At 51.8% G+C, this 26,151-nt stretch carries 15 protein-coding genes; 6 read left to right on the forward strand and 9 right to left on the reverse strand.

The annotated features are described in order from the left end of the window. Positions 1–37: 37 nt before the first annotated feature. From mdtC to norV, 6 genes are all read right to left on the reverse strand, one after another. Entirely contained in the window at positions 38–3,118 is a 3,081-nt protein-coding gene (gene mdtC / locus DES37_RS03205; protein ID WP_110024814.1) for a multidrug efflux RND transporter permease subunit MdtC, read from the reverse strand. Continuing rightward, on the reverse strand, positions 3,119–6,238 hold the full coding sequence (locus DES37_RS03210; RefSeq protein ID WP_110024815.1) for an MdtB/MuxB family multidrug efflux RND transporter permease subunit: 3,120 nt from the start codon (positions 6,236–6,238) through the stop codon (positions 3,119–3,121). Further along, positions 6,238–7,494, reverse strand: coding sequence for an MdtA/MuxA family multidrug efflux RND transporter periplasmic adaptor subunit (locus DES37_RS03215; protein ID WP_110024816.1), 1,257 nt, complete (start codon positions 7,492–7,494; stop codon positions 6,238–6,240). The genes DES37_RS03210 and DES37_RS03215 overlap by 1 nt, the downstream gene beginning before the upstream one ends. 243 nt (positions 7,495–7,737) lie before the next feature. Then, complete coding sequence (gene yegD / locus DES37_RS03220; protein WP_110024817.1) at positions 7,738–9,090, reverse strand: molecular chaperone; 1,353 nt, start codon at positions 9,088–9,090, stop codon at positions 7,738–7,740. A 235-nt stretch (positions 9,091–9,325) separates the two neighbouring features. After that, the gene (gene norW / locus DES37_RS03225) at positions 9,326–10,462 is read right to left on the reverse strand and encodes an NADH:flavorubredoxin reductase NorW (RefSeq protein ID WP_110024818.1); all 1,137 of its coding nucleotides are present in this window, start codon (positions 10,460–10,462) and stop codon (positions 9,326–9,328) included. Next, positions 10,459–11,895 (reverse strand): anaerobic nitric oxide reductase flavorubredoxin, encoded by a 1,437-nt coding sequence (gene norV / locus DES37_RS03230; RefSeq protein WP_110025048.1) that lies wholly within the window; start codon positions 11,893–11,895, stop codon positions 10,459–10,461. Before norV ends, norW begins: the two co-directional genes overlap by 4 nt. A 190-nt stretch (positions 11,896–12,085) precedes the next feature. Between norV and norR the strand changes: the two genes are divergently transcribed. The 6 genes from norR (at position 12,086) to narI (ending at position 22,544) form a co-directional block, all read left to right on the forward strand. Then, positions 12,086–13,621 carry a nitric oxide reductase transcriptional regulator NorR gene (gene norR, locus DES37_RS03235; protein ID WP_110024819.1) on the forward strand — a complete coding sequence of 512 codons (1,536 nt, stop codon included), beginning with the start codon at positions 12,086–12,088 and terminating at the stop codon, positions 13,619–13,621. 297 nt (positions 13,622–13,918) lie between these two features. Further along, on the forward strand, positions 13,919–15,337 hold the full coding sequence (locus DES37_RS03240) for a NarK family nitrate/nitrite MFS transporter (RefSeq protein WP_110024820.1): 1,419 nt from the start codon (positions 13,919–13,921) through the stop codon (positions 15,335–15,337). A gap of 523 nt (positions 15,338–15,860) precedes the next feature. After that, the gene (locus DES37_RS03245; protein WP_110024821.1) at positions 15,861–19,622 is read left to right on the forward strand and encodes a nitrate reductase subunit alpha; all 3,762 of its coding nucleotides are present in this window, start codon (positions 15,861–15,863) and stop codon (positions 19,620–19,622) included. Then, positions 19,619–21,154: a nitrate reductase subunit beta gene (gene narH, locus DES37_RS03250; RefSeq protein WP_110024822.1), complete on the forward strand. Its 1,536-nt coding sequence runs from the start codon at positions 19,619–19,621 to the stop codon at positions 21,152–21,154. Before DES37_RS03245 ends, narH begins: the two co-directional genes overlap by 4 nt. Further along, entirely contained in the window at positions 21,151–21,870 is a 720-nt protein-coding gene (gene narJ, locus DES37_RS03255) for a nitrate reductase molybdenum cofactor assembly chaperone (protein ID WP_110024823.1), read from the forward strand. The genes narH and narJ overlap by 4 nt, the downstream gene beginning before the upstream one ends. Beyond that, positions 21,867–22,544, forward strand: coding sequence for a respiratory nitrate reductase subunit gamma (narI, locus tag DES37_RS03260; RefSeq protein WP_064594827.1), 678 nt, complete (start codon positions 21,867–21,869; stop codon positions 22,542–22,544). Before narJ ends, narI begins: the two co-directional genes overlap by 4 nt. 55 nt (positions 22,545–22,599) lie before the next feature. Here the strand turns inward: narI and narL are convergent, their stop codons facing one another. The 3 genes from narL to yfaU form a co-directional block, all read right to left on the reverse strand. Further along, a complete protein-coding gene (narL, locus tag DES37_RS03265) occupies positions 22,600–23,265 on the reverse strand; it encodes a two-component system response regulator NarL (RefSeq protein WP_110024824.1) in 666 nt (221 codons plus the stop codon). Between the two features lie 2 nt (positions 23,266–23,267). After that, complete coding sequence (narX, locus tag DES37_RS03270) at positions 23,268–25,058, reverse strand: nitrate/nitrite two-component system sensor histidine kinase NarX (RefSeq protein ID WP_110024825.1); 1,791 nt, start codon at positions 25,056–25,058, stop codon at positions 23,268–23,270. A 257-nt stretch (positions 25,059–25,315) separates the two neighbouring features. Further along, a complete protein-coding gene (gene yfaU / locus DES37_RS03275; RefSeq protein ID WP_110024826.1) occupies positions 25,316–26,128 on the reverse strand; it encodes a 2-keto-3-deoxy-L-rhamnonate aldolase in 813 nt (270 codons plus the stop codon). Between the last annotated feature and the right edge of the window lie 23 nt (positions 26,129–26,151).

A 26,151-nucleotide genomic window follows, 5' to 3' on the forward strand; every position in this document is an offset into this window, starting at 1 on the left:
TACGGCGTGATAAGCCTCGCGGGTGAAAAAGCCAGTGTTACTCACCAGCCAGTTGTACATGTTGGTTTTCCCGAGCCCGGCTGCCAGGCCGCAAACGGTCAAAAAACAAAAACACCACCGGGGTGGTATACAGCGTTAACAGTTGGCTTACTACCAGGCCACCGACAATAGTAATCCCCAGCGGCTGGCGTAATTCAGCGCCATCGCCGGTTGCCAGTACCAGAGGCAGTGCGCCGAAAATGGACGCCAGCGTTGTCATCATAATGGGCCTGAAACGCAGCAGGCAGGCCTGGAAAATGGCATCCTGCGCGGAAATATCGCTGCTACGCATGGCTTCAAGGGCAAAATCAACCAACATAATGGCGTTTTTCTTGACGATACCAATCAGTAACATAATGCCAATTAACGCAATCAGGCTGAAAGGCGTGCTGAACATCTCCAGGGCCAGTAACGCACCAACCCCGGCAGAGGGCAGCGTAGAAAGAATGGTCAGCGGGTGAATATAACTTTCATACAACATACCCAGCACAATATAGACTGTGGCAATTGCGGCCAGAATCAAAATGAGCTGGGAGTTCATTGTTTGCTGGAAAATTTGTGCAGTACCCGCCCAGGTACCACGCACACTGGACGGTACACCCAGTGCAGTCATGGTGCGGTCAATGGCATCGCTGGCCTGCGATAAAGACACGCCATCAGGCAAGTTAAAAGCAATGGTTGAGGCAGCCGAAAGCCCCTGGTGGTTAACCGAAAGTGGTGCATTGGCAGGTAACCATTTGGCGAACCACGAGAGTGGAATGGGTTTCCCTTCACTGTTGATAATAAACATTTTCTCCAGTGCGCTGGCATCCTGGGTATAGCGGGGGTCAACTTCCATCACCACTTTGTACTGGTTCATCGGCTGGTAGATGGTTGAAATCTGGCGTTGCCCGAAGGCATTGTTAAGCAGGCCATTGGCATCCGCCACGTTAATTCCCAGGCGCGATAACGTGGCACGGTCGTAGGTCAGTGCCAGTTCTGAGCCTTTGTCCTGCTGGTCTGAGTTAACATCAGTGAGTTCCGGCAGAGCGGCCAGTGCCTGGCGAATCTTCGGCTCCCATATGCGCAGGGCGCTGAGGTCGTCTGACAAAAGCGTATACTGGTAGCTGGCATTTGCCTGCCGCCCACCAACTCTTAAATCCTGCATTGCCATTAAGAACAGCGTGGCGCCGGGCTCTTTTGCCAGTTTTACCCGCAGGCGGTCTATCACCTGTTGCGCCGTTTCTTTGCGTTCACTGCGTGGCTTCAGCGAGATAAACATCATGCCGCTGTTAACCCGGGAACCCCCGGTAAAACCGGTCACGTTATCTACTGCCGGGTCTTCACGGATGATTTTCATGAAGTCTTGTAATTTGCCGCGCATTGCCTGGAATGAAATGCTCTGGTCGGCGCGAATATTCCCCATGATTCGCCCGGTATCCTGTTCTGGCATCAGGGTTTTGGGTACTGCGATATACAGCCAGATATTGAGCCCGATTGTCGCCAGAAGCAGCACACCTATGAGGCGTTTGTATTTCAGTGCCACGGCGAGCGAACGGGCATAGCCACCCTGCACAGCCAGCATCAAACGCCCCGCCCCTTGTTGCTTAGCCCCGGGTTTAGGGTTTTTCAGCAGCCAGCCACACATCATGGGGGTGAGTGTCAGGGAAACCACCATCGAAATTGCAATAGACACCGAAAGTGTGACGGCAAATTCGCGGAATAACCGGCCGGGCAAACCGCCCATCAGCAATAACGGCAGGAATACAGCAACCAGCGAAACACTCATAGAAAGCACGGTGAAGCCCACTTCACGGGCGCCCTGCAACGCGGCCTGTAACGGTTTTACTCCGGCTTCCAGGTGCCGGGAAATATTTTCCAGCACCACAATGGCATCATCCACCACAAACCCGGTGGCAATGGTGAGCGCCATCAACGAGAGGTTGTTCAGGCTGAAGCCGCACAAATACATGGCCGCAAAGGTGCCTATCAGGGAGACAGGCACCGCCACAGCCGGAATTAATGTCGCCGGGCCGGAGCGCAGGAACAGATACACCACCAGGATAACCAGCGCCACCGAGATACACAGTGCCTGCTCCACTTCGGCAAGTGAAGCACGGATAGTGGGAGAGGAGTCCTGGGCTATGTGAACATTAACGGCTGCCGGAATGGTTTGCTCCAGCTCCGGCAGCCGTGCACGAATTCGGTCAACAGTTTGAATAATATTGGCTTCAGGCAGTTTACGGATCATCAGCAATATAGCAGGCTGAGCGTTGGTCATCCCGGCATTGCGTACATCCTGCACGGAGTCAGTGACATTCGCTACGTCACCTAACCGCACGGCTGCGCCATTGTTGTAATGAATAACCAGCGGGCGGTATTCAGCGGCTGTTTTCAGTTCATCATTGGTTTGTAACTGCCAGCGATGGGTGTTGTCTTCGATTGCGCCCTGAGGTTTACGCACATTGGCGTTACTGATAGCAGTTCGCACGGCATCCAGCGAAACACCCTGGTTAAACAGTGCCTGTGGGTTTAAATCCACCCGAACCGCAGGCAATGAGCTGCCACCAACATCCACATCGCCAACGCCATCTATCTGGGCAATATTTTGCGCCAGTTGCGTGGAGGCGAAATCATATAATTCCCCTTGCGACAGCGTGTCGGACGTCAGCGTCAGAATCATGATGGGCATATCTGACGGGTTAGCTTTACGGTAAGTTGGCCGCGAAGGCATGCCGGTTGGCAGCAAACTTTGCGCGGCATTTATTGCTGCCTGTACATCCCGCGCCGCGCCGTTAATATCCCGGCTGAGTTCAAATTGCAGGATGATTCTGGTGCTACCCAGCGAGCTGGTAGACGTCATTTCATTAATGCCGGCTATGCGGCCTAATGAGCGTTCCAGCGGTGTGGCAACCGACGATGCCATGGTTTCTGGCGACGCCCCCGGTAGTGACGCGCTTACCATAATTACCGGGAAATCCACCTGGGGCAGAGGGGCGACAGGCAACAGCCTGAACCCGAGAACCCCACACAGTGTTATTGCCACCGAAATCAGAATGGTGGCAACAGGGCGGTAGATAAACAGAGCAAAAAAGCGCACTCAGGCCTCCTCGTGGCGCGGCAAACGGCTACGCAGCCAATGAGAAAGGCGGTCGAACAGCAAATAGATAACCGGGGTGGTAAACAGTGTCAGCACCTGGCTGACCAGCAAACCGCCCACCATACCTATTCCCAGCGGGCGACGCAGTTCTGCGCCCACGCCGGTACTGAGCATCAGTGGCAGTGCGCCAAGTAGTGCGGCAAGGGTAGTCATGAGGATAGGGCGAAAACGCAACAGGCAGGCCTGGTAAATCGCCTCGCGTGGTGGCATGCCTTGCTCGCGCTCTGCCGCCAGAGCGAAATCTATCATCATGATGGCGTTTTTCTTCACAATACCAATCAGCAAAATAATGCCGATTATCGCAATCACATCCAGTTCATAGCCTGAAACCAGAAACGCCAGCAATGCGCCCAGCCCGGCGGTAGGCAGTGTGGACAGTATGGTTATTGGGTGAATAAAGCTTTCGTACAAAATACCCAGCACAATATACATTGCGGCAATGGCGGCAATAATCAGCCACACTGTGCTGCTCAGTGCCGCCTGGAACGCCAGTGTACTGCCCTGGAAGGCGGTCATGATATCGGCCGGGAAATCCATCTCTTTTTCTGCGGCCAGTATAGCTTCCACGGCTTCGCCCAATGAGGATCCTTTTGCCACATTGAACGAAATGGTGGTAGAGGGGAACTGGTCCAGGTGGTTAATGGTAAGCGGCATATGGCGCTGCTCAACCTGGGCAATGGCGCTCAGTGGCACCATCCCGCCATTGCTGCTCACCAGGCGGATACCGCTGAGCGCATCCAGACCTGGTGTGCTGTGGGTATCATGCTCAAGCACCACCCGATACTGGTTGGACTGGGTATAAATAGTGGATATCAGGCGCTGGCCGAAGGCGTTGTACAGTGCATTGTCTACATCTGCCATTGAGATACCCAGGCGGCTTGCGCTGTCACGATCCACTGTCACCATGGCCTGTAAGCCCTGGTCCTGCCAGTCACTACTGACATCAGCCAGTTCAGGCAGCGTTTTTAGTTGAGCCATCAGCCTGGGCACCCAGGTGCTCAGGGCATCCAGCGTGTTGGCCTGCAGGGTAAACTGGTATTGCGTGCGGCTGACGGTGGTATCAATCGTCAGGTCCTGTACCGGTTGCAGGTACAGCGTGACACCGGGCAGTGTCGCTACTTTATCCTGCAGGCGCTGAATTACTTCAGAAACCCTGTCATCACGCTCACTGAGCGGTTTCAGGTTTATTTGGATGCGCGCGCTGTTCAGTGCCGGATTGGTGCCATCCACCCCAATAAAACTGGTCATGCTCGCTACATCCGGGTCTTTCAGAAGCAGTTCGGCCACCTGCGCCTGGCGCTGCGACATACTGGCAAAAGAAGCCGATTGTGGAGCCTGCAAAGTACCCTGAATAATACCGTTATCCTGCACCGGGAAAAATCCCTTAGGAATCCAGACCCACAGCAAAATAGTCAGCGCCAGGGTTCCAAATGCCACACTCAACGTGAGCCACGGGTGTTGCAATACCCGGTTCAGCCCACGGCCATAACCGGCAATAACCCACTCAAAGAAACGCTCGCAGGCCAGAGAAAAACGGTTTTGTTTGCGCAGGGATTCATGGCTGAGCATACGGGCGCACATCATAGGCGTTAAGGTTAGCGAAACCACGGCCGAGATTAAAATTGCCACAGCGAGGGTGATGGCGAATTCCCGAAATAACCGCCCCACGATGTCACCCATAAACAGCAACGGAATGAGTACCGCAATCAGAGACACCGTGAGCGAGATAATGGTAAAGCCTATCTCCCCGGCACCTTTCAGTGCGGCCGCCAGTGGTTTTTCGCCTTTTTCGATATACCGGGAGATGTTTTCAATCACCACGATTGCGTCGTCCACCACAAACCCGGTAGCGATGGTCAGAGCCATTAGTGTCAGGTTGTTGATGGAGAAATCGAGAAACACCATGACCGCGAAAGTCCCTACAAGGGAAAGCGGTACGGCCACTGCTGGAATAATTGTGGCCGGAACATTGCGCAAAAAAAGGTAGATAATCATGACTACCAGCGCAATTGCCAGCAACAGCTCAGACTGGGTATCTTCTACTGAAGCCCGAATATTATTGGTCCGGTCGGCTACCAGCGCCAGGTGAACAGATTTGGGCAGGCTTTCTTTCAGGCCGGGTAGCAGTGCGCGAATACTGTCGGCGGTTTCAATAATATTGGCACCAGGCTGGCGCTGAACATTCATGACAATAGCCGGTTCATGGTTAGACCATGCACCCAGCCAGGCATTTTCTGCCCCCTGTTCAACGGTGGCGACATCGCCAAGGCGCACGGCAGCCCCGTTAACATATGCAATAATCAGGTCGCGGTATTCCTGTACCGTTTTCATCTGGTCGTTGGCGGAAATAGTAATTGCGCGCTCCGGGCCATCCAGACTACCAGTAGCAGAATTCACATTAGCGTTGCTGATAGCACTGCGCACGGTTTCTGTGCTGATACCCAGCCCGGCCAGCGCCTGGGCATTGAGTTTAACCCGCACCGCCGGGCGTTGCCCGCCAGACACCCCAACCATACCTACGCCATTTACCTGGGCAATTTTTTGGGCAATACGGGTTTCAACTAAATCCTGCACCTGGGTCAGGGGCAGGGCGGAAGAGGTTACCGCCAGCGTCATTATCGGTGGGTCTGCCGGGTTAACTTTACTGTAAACCGGCGGGTTGGGCAGGTCGTTGGGCAGCAGGCTGGTGGCGGCGTTAATCGCGGCCTGAACCTCCTGTTCAGCGACATCAAGCGGCAGGGTTAACTGGAACTGCAATGTCACCACCGAAGCGCCCCCGGCACTTTGCGATGACATTTGTTTCAGGCCAGACATCTGCCCAAATTGCCGCTCCAGTGGCGCAGTAATGGCCGAGGTCACGACATCCGGGCTGGCTCCCGGGTAGAGCGTGACCACCTGGATGGTGGGGTAATCCACTTCTGGCAGCGCTGAAACAGGCAGAAAACGGTAACCGATTATCCCGGCAAGCAATATCGCCACCATAAACAGCGTGGTGGCTACCGGGCGCAGAATAAACTGCCGGGAAGGGCCGCCGGTGGTGCTGGGTGGTAATACCTGCATCAGGAACGCGCTCCTTTATGCTGGCCTGAGTGCGATTTTCTGGTTTCAGCCGGGTGCTGAGCGGCCTGGGCCGATGTCTGTTGTGGGTCAACGACCTCAACGGTTACACCCTCAGTTAACCGGTCTATACCATCTGTTACTACCCGGTCTCCGACAGAAATCCCGGCAGTAATCACCACCTGCTGGTTATCCTGAATGCCGGGCGTTACCAGATGTTTACTGACTTTATTTTCGCTATTCAGCACCCATACAAAATTGCCTTCATTGCCCATTTGCAGGGCGGCAACCGGAATAACAACCGCATTTTGTTGGGTATCAACCAGCATGCGTGCGTTAACAAACTGGTTGGGAAACAGAGCGTCGTCGCCGTTAGTAAAACGGGCTTTGAGTTTGATGGTGCCAGTTGTGGCATCAATCTGGTTATCGAGGCTCAGCAATTCGCCACTGGCAAGCTTTTTGGTGTTAGTGCGATCCCAGGCATCCACTTCAAGGGCTTTACCGGCATGTTGTGCTGCGACAATTTGCGCAATATCGCTTTCCGGGAGCGTGAAAATAACGTCAATGGGATGCGTTTGGGTGATAACCACAATGCCGGTGGTATCGCTGGTAGAAATTTGGTTGCCGATATCAACCTGTTTCAGGCCAACACGCCCTGAAATGGGTGCCGTTACCCGGCTCCAGCTCAGTTGTAACCGGGCGCTGTCAACTGCTGCCTGGTCTGCTTTTACTGTACCAGCACTTTCTGCGACCAGCGCCTGTTGGGCATCCAGCTCCTGGCGGGAAACCAGGCTGGTTTTTGCCAGTTGCTGGTAACGCGCAAGGTCACGCCGGGCATTTGCCAGCGTTGCCTGGTCTTTTGCCAGCTGGCCTTCAGCCTGTTCCAGTGCAACGGTAAATTCACTGGGGTCAATTTCTGCCAGCAGGTCGCCAGCGTTTACTTGCTGGCCTTCTTTAAAATGAATGGCAATTAACTGCCCATTTACCCGGCTGCGCACTGTGGCGGTATTGGCTGCGGTTACGGTTCCAAGCCCACTCAGGTAGTGGGGCACTGCCTGGCTTTGCGCTGTGGCCGCCTGCACAGGGGCAAGAGGGCGCATGCTATGGCGCCCATTACTCCCCGGGCGTGACTGGCTGGTTTTAGTTCCATCCACTCCATTGGTATTTGTTTCATGCCGGTTGTACCAAACGGCTGCAATAATAATGGCAATAGTTAGCCCTGCACCAAAATACCAGCGTGTTTTTGTCGCGCTCTTCATGGAATCGTTGTCTCTTCCTTAAAACCAGTGGGCGTTAATCATACTAGTTTAAAGAGGTGGGAACCTATAAAAATGAAGGAAAAATGGAAGACTGTATGGAACAGTCTGGAACGCCGTTTTATATCACAAAAATTTATTCAGTCTGGCTCGCAAAACGCGTTGCAGGCCGCCAAAAATGCATAACAGTGAGTATATTGCTGGCCCGGAGAACGGTTTAACACTCTCCGGGCCGGGGGCCGGCAGTTAGCGGAAAATAACCCCTGCCCAACGGGCAAGGCCTGCTGTAACAGAGCCAAAGTCATCGCCACCGACAATGGCAATACCTGGCAGTGTTTGTTGCAACGCCTGGCGAATAATGGGCGAGCGTGCGCTGCCGCCGGTCAGGTAAATCACATCCGGCTGCGTATCTGCCTGGCTAAGCGCCAGGTTAACCTGCTCAAGGATCCGTTGCAGCGGTTGCTCAATAGCGCTTTCCAGTTCCGCCTTATGTGTACCCACAGCCAGCGAATCTGCGATGAAATCAAGTGTTGTACCGGTTTCATCGGCCTGGGAAAGCGCTATTTTTGCTTCTTCCGCACTGCGCACCAGGCGGTAACTCAGGCGATTACGCCACACTTTCAACAGGCGAGTCACCTGCTCAGGTTCGCGGGCATCACGAATCAGGGCCTGCAACAGCCGCCCGGTTTCTTTACTGTAGAACTCAGTTTGTGCCGGAACATCGTTTATCGCGACGGCATTCCACCAGGGAAGAATGGGTAGCGCAATGCCTTTTTCGGTGAGCCCACCCATCCCCAGAGCGGGCATTAACTGGCGAAATGCCAGCATGATATCCAGATCATTGCCCCCAACGCGGCAACCACTGTGCCCAATCAGGCTGGATTCACGCGCAGACTGGTTGTGCCATTGCGGGCCCATCAACAGGAAAGAGCAGTCGGTGGTACCCCCACCGATATCCACAACCAGCACGCGCTGTTCCTGGCTCAGCGAGGCTTCATAATCAAGCCCGGCAGCAACAGGTTCAAACTGGAATTCAACATCGCTGAAGCCGGCACGCGCCGCTGCCCGGGCCAGAATACCCTGAGCCTGTTGGTTGGCTTCTTCGCCACCCAACCCCTGGAAGTTAATCGGGCGGCCAATAACTGCCTGGCTGACTGTTTCCTGTAACTGGTTTTCGGCCTGCTGGCGTATATGGCGCATCATGGCGCACACCAGGTCTTCGAAGAACGCGACTTGCTGGGGTTTTAACCCACTCGCGCCAAGAAATGACTTGGGTGATTTAACAAACCAGACTTCTTCCGGGTCTTCTATATACTGGCGCAGTGATGTCAGCCCGAACTGGACACTCTGCGCAGTCACTTCGATATCTTCTAAGCGGTTGGCACTGATAGCCCGGCGTAACAACGCCGCAGATTCCGCGTCTTCAAAGCTTACATTCTGGTGGCGATAAAGCCATTCACTGACGGCTTCACGTGCAGGCGCACTTAACATGGAAGGCAATAAAACACTGTCGCCTTCCAGTTTTAACATTGTGGGTTTGCCATCACGCATCACCGCCACGGAGCAGTTCGCTGTACCGTAATCAAAACCAATAAACATAATGCCTCATTATCCCCATGCCAGTGAAGAAGGGGCAGGACTTTAGCGGAATGTCAGCTTTGCGGCAAATGGATTATGGCGGCGTGGGGTAAAAAAAGCGTGGGCGTAAAAAGTCCGATGTTTACCCAGTGCGGTACCCTGCATCCGCAGTCAGGGGCTCACCCAGTGGAGCAGGCCAATCCCTGCCCACTGAGTATATTTAACGTCTTTGCATTGCGTGGTGAACGCTCGTGGTTTATGCACCAGCCAGTTGACGTAACCAGCCAAAGGATTCAGGTATCCGTTCCTCGCTGGCGACAAAAGCACACAGGGTTTCATCGTTATCGTAGCCTTGTGCAGCCATCCCGTTGGTTGTGACAGCAATTTTCCAGTGCAAATCTTCCCGTAATGGCTGCCCGGCTAACTGTAATGGCAATGACGGCGTTTTTACCTTCACCAGCGCTGGTGGCAGGGAAAGCGTCACATCCTGACCTGTCAGGTTTTGAGCCAGGGTTAGTGCGCTGAGTTGGCCTGGCTGGAGGTAGGGCAGGCACTGCCCATTGATTTCCGCGCAGTCGCCAAGAGCAAAAATAGCCGGGTCGCTGGTTTGCAATTTTTGATTGACCTGAATGCCCTGATTAACCGCTAAACCCGCTTGCCTGGCGAGTGTTGTTTCAGGCTGCAACCCGGTCGCGGAAATAACGTCGTCAACGCTAAACTGAATCCCCTTTTCCAGGCTTATTCGGAGCCCGTCGGCATGCGGCTCAATACAGTGTAATTGTTGCCCGGTGAGCACTGTGACTCCGGCTTTCGTCAGTGCACAGTGAAGCGGAGCGCTCAGGTGAACGGGCAGTAACGCAGGCAGTATCGCCGGTGCTTTATCAACCAGGGTCACCTGCTTACCGGCGCGGCACAGATCCATTGCCAGCTCACAACCAATTAATCCTCCTCCGACTACCAATATGCGCCGGGCATCAAAGAGCCGTGTTTCGTAACGACGGAATTCAGCCTGGCTATTCAGCGTTATCATGTCCTCACCGCCAGGCACCGGAAGGATTCGCGCCCTGGCGCCTGTTGCCAGCACCAGCTTACTGTACGCCCAGGTTTGCCCGCCACCACTCACCGTTTTTCGTTGCGGATCGAGGCTTGTCACCTGGGTGTGGGCGTGCAGTGTAAGGTTAAAGGCCTGGGCAAATGCCGCACCTGTCTGGCGCGTCAAATCATCGGCGTGTTGCCCACGGCTAATAACATGACTTAACTCGGGTTTGTTGTATTCGTCAGCACTGTCGCCGGCAATCAGTGTTACCGGCAGATGAGCATCAAGCTTACGAATGTGTTTGACCAGTTGTCTGGCGGCAAAACCGGAGCCAATAATGACGACATTGTCACTCATAACGCCTCCACACAGAGCTCATCAAATACGACTTTCCCCAGCCCACATTCTGGGCAGAGAAAGGTTTCGGGTACCTGGTCCCATGGTGTTCCTGGCGCAATGCCTTGCACGGGTTCACCCAGTCGGGGGTTGTAAATCCACTGGCAAACACTGCATTGCATACAGGTGCTATTTTCTTCTGTTTGCTGTGGAGTCAGCGCGCTGTCCAGGGTTGAGGATTCCCTGGACGGTATGGGGGAAAGTGCCCATAAGTGAGCAAGTTTGCGCCCATGTTCACGGCAGGCTTCCAGCAGAGTGTCATCAGGGCGCCATTTGATTTTTAAGGATAATGCAGTTTCAAAACCGGCATCTGTCAACCGGGTCTGAATTCTATCCACTGCGCCACCGTTCCAGCCATAACTGCCAAAAGCGGAAGCTTTCTTGTTTCTGAATTGTAACCCGGTGATTTCTTCCAGCATTGCGGCGATTTTGGGCATCATGACGTTATTCATGGTGGAGGATCCTACCAGGATGCCTTTGGAGCGAAATAAACTGGTCAGAATTTCATTCTTATCGTGGCGGGCAACATTATAAATTTTGACGGTTACACGCGGGTCGGCTTCGTGGATCCCCTGAGCAATGGCATCCGCCATCATGCGGGTATTGTTGGACATGGTGTCATAAAACAGCGTAATGCGGTCTTCCTGAAAATCGGCAGACCATTGCAGATACTGTTCGATAATTTGTGCCGGGTTATCGCGCCAAATCACGCCGTGTGAGGTTGCTATCATGTTGACGGGTAAGTTAAATCCCAACAACTCTGTTACCTTAGGCGCAACAAGGCGGCTGAACGGCGTCAGGATATTGGCAAAATAACGCAGACATTGTTCAAACAGCTCAGTTTGATCCACCTCATCATTAAACAAATGTTCATCACAGTAGTGCTGGCCGAAAGCATCATTACTGAATAACACCCCATCGCCAGTCAGGTAAGTCATCATACTGTCAGGCCAGTGCAGCATCGGGGTTTCAACAAACACCAGTTGCTTACCATTGCCAATATCCAGCGTATCGCCTGTCTTGACGACGTTGAAATGCCATTCCGGGTGGTGATGGTGGCCATTAATCGAATCAATTGCATTAGCGGTACAGTAGACAGGTGTGTCAGGGATCAGAGCCATCAGCTCAGTGAGTGCGCCAGCATGATCCTCTTCAGCATGGTTAATAATGATGTAATCCAGAGTACGCAGGTCTGTCTCAGTCTGGAGGTTGCGTACAAACTCCCGGCTGAATTTATGATCAACCGTGTCAATCAGCACGGTTTTCTCTTCTTTAATCAGATAACTGTTATAACTACTGCCTTTGGTGGTGTTGTATTCCGTGCCGTGAAAATCACGGACTTCCCAGTCCCGTTGACCAACCCAAAAAATGTTATTTTTTACATGAACAGTCATAAAACCCTCAGTGAATATCATTGTGTGTCTGTTATGACCAGATAAATAGCAATACCTGTGCCAATTTTTAAATTATTGTTTTTATTTATTTTTGTATTTGCAGTGTTCAATGAAATGGTCTTTTTGACTATCACTTAAAAAGTCATTATGACAGTATGAGTTGTCATAATGACTACGCCAGGAGACTGTTATGCCGCTTCAGATTCGCCAGTTAGCGGATATTGCCGGGGAGTTAAACCAGGGGGGAACCTGTGAGGTACGCTTTCAGCGGCTGGTTAACCTGCTGCAGCGTGTTCTTGTCTGCGATGCCTGTGCGTTGCTGTTGTATGAACATCGCCAGTTTCGTCCACTGGCGATTCATGGTCTTTCTCCCGATGTTCTGGGCAGGCGATTTGATCCTGCCAGCCACCCGCGCCTTGAGGCCATAGCTCGGGCCGGGAACGTGGTGCGTTTTCCGGCTGACAGCGGGTTACCCGACCCTTATGACGGACTGATTCCTGGGCAGGAACAATTAAAAGTCCACGCCTGTGTCGGGTTGCCTCTGTTTGATGATGAACGTCTGGTGGGCGCGCTGACGCTGGACAGTATGAATGCGGTGTGCTTTGACCACCTCAGCAACGATGAACTGTGGCTTATTGCGGTACTGGCGGCGAACACACTTAAGAATGCCTTGTTAATAAAGCAACTGGAAAGCCAGAGCCTGAGCAGTAACGAGGCAGCACTGCCTCCCTTGTCTTCCACAGAAGAGAGTACGGAGATAGTGGGGCTTTCAGTACCTGTTACTCAGTTACGTCACGAAATCAGTGTGGTGGCGGCATCTGATCTGACGGTGCTTATTAATGGCGAAACCGGTACCGGCAAAGAGTTGGTGGCGCGTGCTATCCATGAAGGGTCTGACCGGGCTCACCAGCCCATGGTGTATTTAAATTGTGCCGCTTTACCGGAAAGTGTGGCGGAAAGTGAACTCTTTGGGCATGTGAAAGGTGCGTTTACTGGCGCAATCAGTGACCGACAGGGGAAATTTGAGCGGGCCAATAACGGTACATTATTTCTTGATGAGATTGGTGAGCTGCCATTATCTTTGCAGGCTAAATTGCTGCGGGTATTGCAATATGGCGATATTCAGCGCGTCGGGGACGACAAAAACTCACGGGTGGATGTGAGAGTGCTCGCCGCTACAAACCGCGATTTAAAAGCGGAAGTGCTGGCCGGGCGTTTCAGGGCGGATTTATTTCATCGCCTTAGTGTGTTCCCGGTACGGGTACCGCCATTGCGGGAACGGGGTGAGGATATCGCTTTACTGGCGGGGTTTTTTTGTGAGCGGTGCCGTGGGCGATTTGGGTTGCAGTCTGTCGCATTAAGCCCTGATTCCCTGGCTGTACTGAGCGCTCATACCTGGCCTGGCAATGTGCGTGAACTGGAACATGCGATTTATCGGGCCGTGCTCATTGCCCGGGCCACCCGAGGTGACGCGGAAGTGATGCTCACGCCGGCTCATTTCTCATTAACAAGTACCCAGCCCGCCAATGCGGTCGCATTCGGTGAGCCATCCGGGCCTGCATTGTTAACATGCAGCCCGTTGCGCGCGGCTACTGATGACTTTCAGCGCAATATTATTCGCCAGGCGCTCAATAGTCACCAGCATAACTGGGCTGCAGCCGCCCGTGCACTTTCACTGGATGTGGCAAACTTGCACCGGCTGGCAAAACGGCTTGGGTTGAAATAACCGCTCTGCAGAGGGCGTTTTGCTGCCTGAGGCAAATAGTGAGTATTTTGGTCGACTACTCCTAAATGAGTACTCCCAATAAGTCAGGGGGCATAATGGCTATCAGGTTGATAACTGCTGAAAAATTATAATCATTTTAAATCATAACGTTACAAGATAAGTTGTGGTTAGCCATGGGGAGTAGAGCCAGGGCAGGCTCCCGGCAGGGCCTGGCATGATTTTGATACATATCAACATAAAGGCTACGGGATAAACGTAAAAGCGCTTAAGTGATGCGCTATTTATGAGGATGTCTTTATGCAAGCGAACCCCCCTAAGACTCAAAAGTCAGCTAATGGGGCTGTTTTAGCTAACTGGGCGCCAGAAAATGAAACATTCTGGCGAACTCAGGGAGAAAGAACAGCCCGCCGCAATTTGTGGATTTCTATTCCCTGCTTACTGTTATCATTTTGTGTCTGGATGATTTTTTCTTCAGTCGCTGTCAATCTTAACCGGGCCGGGTTTCACTTTACGACGGATCAGTTGTTTTTATTGACCGCACTACCTTCGGTTTCCGGTGCTCTGGCGAGAGTACCTTATTCCTTTGTTGTACCACTTATCGGCGGGCGCCGCTGGACGGCTATCAGTACCTTTATTCTTGCCATACCCTGCCTGTGGCTCGGCTATGCGGTTCAGCATCCTGAGACATCATTTCAAACCTTTATCATCATCGCGCTGTTGTGTGGTCTGGCAGGGGGGAATTTTGCATCCAGCATGGCAAATATCAGCTTTTTCTACCCGAAAGCCCAGCAAGGTAAGGCTCTGGGGTTAAATGGCGGGCTGGGTAACCTGGGTGTCAGCGTGATGCAACTGGTGGTGCCTTTGGTTATCTCCGTGGCGGTTTTTGGTTCCTTTACTGAAGCCACGCCGCTGGCGGATGGGGGTAGCCTCTGGCTGGCAAACGCCGCCTGGATTTGGGTGCCCTTTATCCTGCTGGCGACAATTGCGGCCTGGATTGGCATGAATGACCTGCACAGTGCGAAAGCATCAATTGTGGAACAGTTGCCGGTACTCAGACAGCCCCACTTGTGGATCCTGAGTATTCTGTATTTGGCCACATTCGGTTCATTCATCGGTTTTTCTGCCGGATTTGCCATGCTGACGAAGACGCAGTTTCCGGATATTGCGGTGATGCATTATGCCTTTTTTGGCCCATTGATTGGCGCACTGGCCCGCCCGATAGGGGGAAGCTTATCGGATAAGCTGGGGGGCATTAAGGTGACGACTGTCAATTTCATTGCAATGGCATTATTTACCGGGCTGGTCTTCTTTGCTTTGCCTGGGGGAAATACACACGGAAGCTTTTGGTTATTTTTTGCGGTATTCATGTGTTTATTTATTACAGCCGGATTAGGCAGTGGTTCGACATTCCAGATGATTTCAGTCATTTTCCGCCGAGTTGTGATGCAACATGCACTGAATAAAGGGTTGCCCGAAGAAGACGCAACACGCCGGGCAGGAACCGATACTGCGGCGGCACTGGGCTTTATTTCTGCCATCGGCGCAGCCGGGGGCTTTTTTATTCCCCGGGCGTTTGGTTTGTCACTGAGCTGGACGGGGTCCCCCCTGGGCGCGTTGAAAGTATTTCTGGTGTTTTACGTGGTTTGTATTGTCATTACATGGTGCGTATATGGGCGGCGTATCAACCAGGGCATGGCGACCAGACAAAAAGCATAACGCACAACCCTGTGTTATTAATAAAGTGACAAAATATAGCGGGCTGAAAAGCCCGTTTTTTGTTTTTTAGTGTATTAATTATCCGTGTGAATAATAACTTGCTTTTACATCGTGATTAAAATGATTCTCTATTACAGAATGATACGGTTATTATTTACGGAAAGAATGAGTAATAAGATAAGAAATCACAATAATCTCAGTTCTGCGAATGCACAGGGGCTAATCAGTGGTGCTGGTAGTCTATTTTTAGACGTTCTACCACTCAATAGTTGTGGTGTGTTTTTATTGTGTAATAAATAATCTGTTTTATAAAAAAACCATTTAAATCAATATATTGAATATTAAAAATAACTACCCCTAAGGGAGTAGTCAACCTGAAGCGTTATTTCCCTGCCAGGTTCATTTTGATCCGTGTCAATTTTATAACCCTCACAGACGCTAATGTGGGAAATATCGACCATGCCACCGGCATCGTCATCAATAAACCCTATGTGCCTGGCACTGACAATACGGAGAAAGCCAGATGAGTAAGTTTCTGGACCGCTTTCGCTATTTTAAACAATTGGGTGACACTTTTTCTGGTGATCACGGGCAGACGTTGTCTGTCAACCGGGACTGGGAAGAGGGATACCGTAACCGCTGGCAGCATGACAAGATAGTACGTTCAACACACGGTGTTAACTGTACCGGGTCCTGTAGTTGGAAAATTTATGTCAAAAATGGCCTGGTGACCTGGGAAACCCAGCAGACCGACTACCCGCGAACCCGCCCGGACCTGCCCAACCATGAACCGCGAGGATGCCCTCGTGGCGCAAGTTATTCCTGGTATCTCTACAGCGCTAACCGATTAAAGTACCCGATGGTGCGCTCAAACCTGATTGAAATGTGGCGCGAAGCGAAACAACAGCATCCGGATCCTGTTGATGCCTGGGCCGCGATTGTCACACAGCCAGAAAAAGCGGCGCGTTACAAAAAAGCGCGTGGCCGTGGCGGTTTTGTGCGTAGCCACTGGCAGGAAGTGAATGAGCTCATTGCGGCGGCGAACGTGTACACGGCGAAAACCCATGGGCCCGATCGCGTGGCCGGTTTCTCGCCAATACCGGCGATGTCGATGGTCTCTTACGCATCCGGCGCACGCTACTTGTCATTAATTGGTGGAACCTGCCTGAGTTTTTATGACTGGTATTGCGACCTGCCGCCTTCCAGCCCGCAAACCTGGGGAGAACAGACCGATGTGCCTGAATCTGCCGACTGGTATAACGCTTCTTATATCATCGCCTGGGGCTCAAATGTGCCGCAAACCCGTACACCCGATGCACACTTCTTTACTGAAGTTCGCTACAAGGGTACAAAAACCGTTGCGGTAACGCCAGATTATGCCGAAATCGCCAAGCTGTGCGATCACTGGCTCCGTCCTCAACAGGGAACAGACAGCGCGCTGGCGCTGGCTATGGGGCATGTATTACTCAGTGAGTTTCACGTTAAACGCCAGAGTGAGTACTTCCAGAATTATCTGCGTCGTTACTCAGATATGCCAATGCTGGTTATGCTCGACCCTTCGGTTGAAGGTGTCTATCAGGCAGGGCGTTTTCTGCGCGCGTCAGACTTAGTGGATAACCTTGATGAGCCCAATAACCCTGAATGGAAAACAGTGGCTATTAACCAGGACAATGGTGAGCTGGTCGCGCCTCAGGGGTCAGTCGGTTACCGCTGGGGTGAACAAGGTAAATGGAACCTGGAAGCCACTGCCGGCCACCAGAAAAAACCGGTTACGTTGCAACTGGGTGTGGCGTCCGGGGAACAGGTTGCAGTCGCTTTCCCGTATTTTGGCGCGACGGAGCATGAACATTTTACCTCGGTTGCACTTAGCGACGTCATTGTCCATCAGGTGCCGGTAAAACGTATTGAACTGGCCAATGGCGAACAGGGCCTGGTTACCAGTGTTTATGATTTGATGCTGGCAAACTACGGGGTTGACCGTGGTTTTAATGATGCTAACTGCGCATCTGGCTACGATGACATGAAAGCCTATTCTCCTGCCTGGGCGGAAGCGGTTACCGGCGTTCCTCGTCAGGAGATCATTCGTATTGCCCGTGAATTTGGCGATAACGCAGAGAAAACCCACGGGCGTTCGATGATTATTGTTGGTGCCGGGCTTAACCACTGGTATCACATGGACATGGCCTACCGTGGTCTGATTAATATGCTGGTGTTCTGTGGTTGTGTCGGGCAGAGCGGTGGCGGCTGGGCGCACTATGTGGGGCAAGAGAAATTACGCCCACAAACTGGCTGGCAGCCGCTGGCTTTTGCCCTTGACTGGCAAAAACCTCCCCGCCATATGAACAGCACCTCGTTTTTCTATAACCACAGCAGCCAGTGGCGCTATGAATCGCTCAATGCACATGAACTGTTATCTCCCCTGGCAGACGCTACGCGCTACAGTGCGCATTTGATTGACCTGAATATTAAAGCGGAACGGTTAGGCTGGTTACCCTCCTCACCGCAATTAAATGTTAACCCTCTGCATATTGCCGGTGCGGCCAGTGCGGCCGGGTTATCCATTCAGGAATACACCGTGAAGGCGCTCAAAGAAGGCACAATTCGCTTTGCTGCCGAGCAGCCGGAACAGCACTATCCCCGGAACCTGTTTATCTGGCGCTCTAACCTGCTTGGGTCATCGGGCAAAGGTCATGAATACTTCCTCAAGTATCTGCTGGGCACTGAACACGGTATTCAGGGGCGTGATTTAGGCGAGGAAGGCAAGTGCCATCCGCAGGAGGCGGAATGGCAGGATAACGCGACAGAAGGCAAACTGGATCTGGTTGTCACCCTGGATTTTCGTATGTCCAGTACCTGTTTGTACTCAGACATTGTGCTGCCAACGGCGACCTGGTATGAAAAAGACGACATGAATACTTCGGATATGCATCCATTTATTCATCCGCTCAGCGCGGCTGTTGATCCGGCCTGGGAAGCGCGTTCAGACTGGGAAATATATAAAGACATCGCTCAGGCTTTTTCAACACTTTGCCCGGGGCATTTGGGCGTTGAAACAGATTTGGTGACGTTGCCAATTCAGCATGATTCACCGGCCGAACTGGGCCAGCCATATAACGTCCAGGACTGGAAAAAAGGTGAGTGTGATCTCATTCCGGGTAAAACGGCCCCGCATCTGATTGCGGTCGAGCGCGATTACCCGGCCACCTATGCGCGTTTTACTTCACTTGGGCCATTACTGGATAAACAGGGTAACGGCGGTAAAGGCATTAACTGGAACACAGAGAGCGAAGTGGCGTTGCTGAAAAAGCTCAATTATGTCCAGCAAACAGGGGCAAGCCAGGGGCGGCCAAGAATTGATTCCGCTATTGATGCCGCAGAAGTGATCCTGACGCTTGCGCCGGAAACCAACGGCCAGGTTGCCGTAAAAGCCTGGCAGGCGTTGGGGCAGATAACCGGGCGTGATCACACGCATCTGGCACGTAACAAAGAAGAAGAGAAAATCCGCTTTCGCGATATTCAGGCACAACCACGCAAAATAATCTCCAGCCCTACCTGGTCAGGGCTGGAAGATGAGCATGTTTCCTACAATGCCGGTTATACCAATGTGCATGAGTTGATCCCCTGGCGCACACTGACAGGCCGCCAGCAGTTTTACCAGGATCACCCCTGGATGCGTGACTTCGGTGAAAGCCTGATAGCCTGGCGACCGCCCATCGATACCCGAAGTGTGGCCGGTATGATAGGGGCGAAGAGCAATGGTAACCCTGAGCTGGCACTGAATTTCATTACTCCGCACCAGAAATGGGGCATTCATTCCACCTACAGTGAAAACCTGTTAATGCTGACGTTGTCACGCGGCGGGCCAATTGTCTGGATAAGTGAAACCGATGCCAAAACGCTGGGCATCGCCGATAACGACTGGATAGAAGCGTTCAATAAAAATGGCGCGCTGACAGCGCGTGCGGTGGTCAGCCAGCGTATCCCACAAGGCATGGTGATGATGTACCACGCGCAGGAACGCCTGGTGAACCTGCCAGGTTCAGAAATTACCGGGCAGCGTGGTGGGATTCATAACTCGGTGACCCGTGTCTGCCCCAAACCTACCCATATGATTGGTGGGTATGCTCAACTGGCTTATGGCTTTAACTACTACGGCACTGTTGGATCAAACCGCGATGAATTCGTGGTGGTCAGACGTATGCATCAGGTTAACTGGCTTGATGACGAGAAAAACGATGTGGTTCAGCATCCTTCTTCAACAACACTGCAGGAGAAGCCAGAATGAAAATTCGTTCACAAGTCGGCATGGTACTTAACCTGGATAAATGTATCGGCTGTCATACCTGTTCGGTTACCTGCAAAAATGTCTGGACCAGCCGTGAAGGCATGGAATACGCCTGGTTCAATAATGTAGAGACCAAACCCGGAACAGGTTACCCCACGGACTGGGAAAACCAGGAACGCTGGAAAGGCGGCTGGATACGCAATATCAAAGGCAAACTGGAACCCAGAATGGGAAACCGTGTGGGTGTGCTCTCGCGCTTATTCAATAACCCGGATATGCCCACTATTGATGACTACTACGAGCCATTTACCTTTGACTACGAACACCTGCACAATGCCAAACGAGGACGGCACCAGCCTACAGCGCGGCCCCGTTCGCAGATAACAGGCCAGCGGATGGACAAAATTAATGGCGGCCCAAACTGGGAAGAAATTCTCGGTGGTGAATTTGCCAAACGTTCGGCTGACTACAACTTTGGCGAAATGCAAAAAGCGATGTATGGGCAGTTTGAAAATACATTCATGATGTATCTGCCTCGCCTGTGTGAACACTGCTTAAATCCGGCTTGCGTGGGCACCTGTCCGAGCGGCGCGATTTATAAACGTGAAGAAGACGGCATTGTACTGATTGACCAGGACAAATGCCGTGGCTGGCGGATGTGCCTGACAGGCTGCCCGTACAAAAAGATTTACTTCAACTGGAAAAGCGGCAAATCCGAAAAATGTATTTTCTGCTACCCGCGTATTGAATCGGGCATGCCAACGGTCTGCTCAGAAACCTGTGTCGGGCGCATTCGCTATCTGGGCGTATTGCTTTACGATGCCGACAGAATCGCCCAGGCGGCTTCAGTGGAAGACCCGGAGAAACTCTATGAAAATCAACTGGATGTTTTTCTCGATCCTCACGACCCGGCGATTATTGAAGAGGCCCGTAAACAAGGGATTGCGCTCAGTGTGATAGAAGCAGCGCAACGTTCACCGGTATACAAAATGGCAATGGACTGGAAACTGGCTTTACCGCTGCATCCTGAATATCGCACGTTACCCATGGTGTGGTATGTCCCGCCTTTATCGCCGATTCAGTCTGCCGCAGATGCCGGTTATCTGGGCGATGACGGTATTTTACCGGATGTCGACAGCCTGCGTATTCCGGTTCAGTACCTGGCAAACTTGTTAACGGCGGGTGATACCGCTCCGGTGTTGCGTGCGTTGAAACGCTTACTGGCGATGCGCCATTATAAACGGGCAGAAACCGTTGATAAACATACAGATACCCGTGCCCTTGATGCTGTAGGCCTGAGTGAGCAGCAGGCACAGGAAATGTACCGCTATCTGGCTATCGCGAACTACGAGGACCGTTTTGTGGTGCCATCTTCACACCGTGAACTGGCGCGTGAGGCGTTCCCGGAAAGCAAAGGTTGCGGCTTCAGTTTTGGCGATGGCTGCCATGGCAGTGATACCCGCTTCAACTTGTTTAACAGCAAGCGCATTGACGCGATTGACATTACCGCAGACAAAAAGGATCGCTCATGACAACGCTGACAATTATTGCCCGGCTCATGGATTACCCGGATGAAGCGCTCTGGCAGCATCAGGAGGCACTGCGTTGTGCCGTAGAAGAATGCCCGTTGTCAGTACGACATAAACAGCTCCTCCATGCATTCATGGACCAACTGTTCGCCGGTTCATTGCTGGCTGCTCAGGCGCAATATTGTGCACTGTTCGACCGTGGGTGCGCTTTGTCGCTCTTATTATTCGAGCATGTTCATGGTGACTCACGCGCACGCGGCCAGGCGATGGTGGACTTACTTAACCAGTATCAGCGCGCTGGCCTGACGTTAGACAGCCGGGAGTTACCGGATTATTTACCCTTGTATCTTGAATACCTGGCGAGTCTTGATAGCCACGAAGCAAGACAAGGGCTGGTGGATATTGCGCCGATTCTGGCATTACTGGCAACACGCCTTGATGAGCGGGGGAGTGGCTATGCTGCCCTGTTCACGCTCCTTGGTGAGCTCGCCGGAGACACCGTTGATGTCGACTATGACGCCTTACGGCAAAAAGTACGCCAGGAATCGCGGGATGACACCCCGGAAGCGCTTGATAAAGTCTGGGAAGAAGAGCAGGTGAGTTTTATGAGTGAAGCGAATTGTGGCGGTAATGAATCCCACGGCCCCCGACACCAGCAAAATGAGCGCGTTCACCCTCAGTATGTGCATGTCGGTATGTTAACCGGAGAACAGAAATGAACTATATCAATGGATTCTTTTTTGATATTTATCCTTATCTGGCTGCGACTATCTTCCTGGTGGGGAGCTGGCTCAGATATGACTATGGGCAATATTCCTGGCGTGCCGGTTCCAGCCAGATGCTGGATAAGCGCGGTATGCGCCTGGCTTCTAACCTGTTCCATATTGGGATTATCGGTATCCTTGGCGGTCATTTCTTTGGTTTGCTCACTCCTCACTGGGTGTACGAATCGTTTCTGCCCATCGCTACCAAGCAAAAACTCGCCATGATTGCTGGCGGAATTTGCGGTGTGATGACAGTTGTGGGTGGTGGGTTGTTACTGAAACGCCGCCTGACCAACCCACGGATTCGGGCAACGTCTTCGTTTGCCGATATCCTTATTCTGACATTGCTGGTGGTTCAGGCGTGCCTGGGGCTATTAACGATTCCTTTTTCCGCCCAACATATGGATGGCCAGGAAATGATGAAATTAGTGCACTGGGCGCAGGCTGTGGTCACGTTTCAGTCCGGTGCCAGTGCCTGGCTCGATGGCGTGGCATGGATTTACCGGGTACACATCGTGCTGGGGATGACCCTGTTTGTTTTGTTCCCGTTTTGCCGGCTGGTGCATATCTGGAGTGTACCGGTTGAATACCTCACGCGCCGCTACCAGATAGTACGCTCACGTCGGTAACCGACAGCTCAGTAAAGCGGTTGGTTTGGTTAGCCCAGTCAACCGCTGTTAATACTTATAATCCCCCTTCCTGATGTACCAGGACTGCCGCTTCAACCCGCGAACGCAGATTCAGTTTTTTGAGTAAGTGTTTAACATGAACTTTCACGGTACTTTCGGCAATTTTTAGCCGACGTGCGATCAGTTTATTGGCCAGCCCCTCGGCAATGAGCTTCAGGATCTCTTTTTCACGTACAGTCAGATCTTCAAGCGGGTGCGCGCTACTGGGTTTATGGCTGCGCAGACTGGTGGCGAGAATGGTTATCACCTCCGGGCTTACCACCACTTTTCCCAAACAAATTTGCTCAATGGCGTCCAGCATATCTTCCGGCTCCATATCTTTGAGCAGATAGCCGTCGGCGCCCAGTTTCATTGCTTTTATCACATCTTCTTCATAATTTGACACGGTGAAAATAACAATGCGGCTGGTTATACCTTGTGCGCGCAGTAACTTAAGTGTTTCCAGTCCATCAACCTGCGGCATGTTGATATCCAGCAAAATTAAATCGGGATCATGTTGCTGAGCCAGTGCCACACCCTCGTGACCATTATTGGTCTGTGCAATAACTTTAATCTCACTGTTCAGTTCCAGCAGCTCTTTGATGCCGTTACGTAATAGCGGATGATCGTCAATCAATAATACTGTGGCGGTTTTCGCGGTGGGCGTATTTTGCTGTGACATAATTACATCTCGTGAGTCGGTGTGAAACAAACATGAATTTGGGTACCCTGCTGTGCTTCAGACTGAATATCCAGTTTCCCGCCCAGAAGCGATGCAGTACGGTCGGCCATAATCGTCAGCCCGTAGTGATTGAGGTGTGATACCTGCTTGTCCAGGCCAATACCATTGTCGGTAATATTCAGGTGCACCAGATTATTCGGGGTGTCCATGGTCAGTGACACGGTTACCTGGCTGGCATTCGCATGTTTATAAACATTATTAAGTGCTTCACGAATGATCTGGAACAGGTGAATAGCCTGTGGTGGACTCACTTTATTTGCCGGGATTTGATAATTGAATTCTATCGGAAAACCGAGTTTTTGGCTGTATTCAGCAATACAACCTTCAATAGCGGGTAATAATCCAACGCCGCTGAGTTGTAAACGAAAAGTGGTCAGTAATTCTCGGAGTTGTTTATAAGTGACGTCCAGTTCTCGGCGGATATCCGCAATCAGGGTTTGTTGCTTCTCGGTCAAATTATCCTGGTGACGTTGCAGGATACCCATCTTTATTTTCAAATACGAGAGCGACTGGGCAATAGAATCATGCAGTTCCCGGGCTATGGTGCTGCGCTCCTGAAGTAGCAGTAACTGGCGTTGGTGCTGCTCCTGGCGGGAAAGGGCAAGGTACTGCGTGAGCAGGTCGCAAAAGGTTGCAATCAGTTTTTGTTCTTCATAGTGAAGAGAGCAGTCTGCCGGGATATGTGCAGACAACGTGCCATAAATTTTGTTGCAGTCGGTCAGTAGCCACTCCTGGGCCTGCGTTGCCTCTGAACCATTATCTGGCGTGTGCAGGCAGCGCTGGCACGCACTGTCAACGCAAAACTCAGGCCGGGCACCGCCAAAAGTCAGGTTTTCAAACTGGCTGGATTGCTGAATATCAGTAAATGTCAGGTGAATTTGCCGCAGCGGCGTCAGCGACATTAATTCCTCAATCAAAGGGGCGAGCGTTTTACAGGTATGCGTTTGGCGATTAAATTCGCGGCCGCTCCGGTAGAGAAAATCAAGGTAACGGTTTTGCAATTGTAATTGCGCGGTTTTTTCCTCAACGCGTTGTTCCAGATCCTCATAGGTTGTTTTCAGTTCAGCGGCCATGGCGTTAAGCGCATTACCCAGTTCCCCCATTTCATCTTTATAGTTGCGGGTATCCAGTTTATGGGAAAACTCGCCAGCCTGAATCGCGCTGGCCATATTAAGCAGTTGACGCCAGGGTTGAAAAAGACGCTTACGTAAAGTCAGAATGGCAATAAACAAAAACAACAGCGTTAATACAGTAAAAATGCGCTGCGTTATTGTTATCTCGGTAATTTGCTGTTCCGTGTGGCGGTCGATTTGTGAAATAAGCACATTCAGATTTGCCACAAACTTCTCAACACTGGCGCGGCCCTGTTCCGGCGTGCGTGATTTCAGCAGTTGCGGCTTCACCTGTTGATACCAACTATCAGTGATAGTTTGATAAGCGCGATGAAAGCCTTCAGTACGTACAACATCGCGAAACAGCGGCGAATGCAGTTCATCTTCCAGATGGTTCACTTCATTCATATTGTCCGGTGTCAGCGGCAGCATCGACAATATCCGGTAGCTTTGCATGCGCACCGCGCCAATGCGGTTGATGGTGTGTGCGTTCCCCTGAATGCTTTCTGCACTGCGTTCGCTAATAAACATCCCGGTGAATGCGAGTGTGCTCAGGCAAAGCATCGCCAGAGTAATTGTGTTCATCACTGAGAAGTGATACCAGAATTTTAGCTTTCTCATGAATTATTCAACTGCACTGCGTTGTCGCTGACAGGGGGATTGGCGGCTATTTGTAAACCGTAGCAAGCCTGGTCCATAAATGACAATAAAAAAGAACACTCCTGGCTAACTGTTGATGCTTTTGGGTAGTTTATCACGGTGGAAAGCGGAAAAGCTGGGGCAGTGTCAACGTAATGGAATTTATTGCATCTGTGATTAACCTTATTTATGCAATGTACAGGCACAACCCGCTACCCTGGTTGTGCCATTATGTGGTGTTAATAACTGATCTTATTTGTCTTCCTGTTACCGCTTTCCTGTTGGGGTTTAAATAACGCCAGCCGGTTATCCAGCGCCTGGGTGTACAACATGGTATCCACACCTACGGCGACAAATGTGGCACCCCATTCAATCACCTTGTTAGCCATTTCTGGGTCAACAGCAAGAAAACCGGCGGCTTTCCCCGACTGGCATATACGCTTAATTGTTTGTTCGATAATAGCCATGACCTCCGGGTGGTTGGCGTTATCCGGGTGGCCCAGAGAGGCAGAAAGGTCTGCCGGGCCAATAAACACACCATCAATCCCTTCGACATCCAAAATAGCATCCAGGTTTTCCAGCGCAGTTTTACTCTCAACCTGAATCAGTAAACATAACGTACTATTAACCTGAGCCATGTAGTTTTCTATTCGCCCCCAGCGGGCAGCCCTGGCAACACTGGCACCAACTCCACGGACACCTTCCGGGGGGTAACGAGTGGCGGCAACAACATCACGGGCCTGTTCCGCTGTATCTACCATCGGCACCAGAAGAGTTTGGGCACCAATATCCAGTACCTGCTTAATTAAGGCATGGCTGCCTTCTACCGGGCGAATAACCGGTTCACTGTCATAGGGGGCAACAGCCTGCAACTGATGGTAGAGATCCTGTACTGTATTCGGTGCGTGTTCACCATCAATTAACAGCCAGTCGTAGCCCGCTGTGGCAGCAATTTCCGCCATATAACTGGTTGTGCTGCTTAACCACAACCCAACCTGGCATTCACCCCGGCGCAGCGCGGTTTTAAAGGGATTACACAATGTGTTTTTCATATTTGTTCCTCGTTAGACGGGTG

The sequence above is a fragment of the Mangrovibacter plantisponsor genome, from assembly GCF_003182475.1.
In the GTDB taxonomy this organism is placed as follows: domain Bacteria; phylum Pseudomonadota; class Gammaproteobacteria; order Enterobacterales; family Enterobacteriaceae; genus Mangrovibacter; species Mangrovibacter plantisponsor.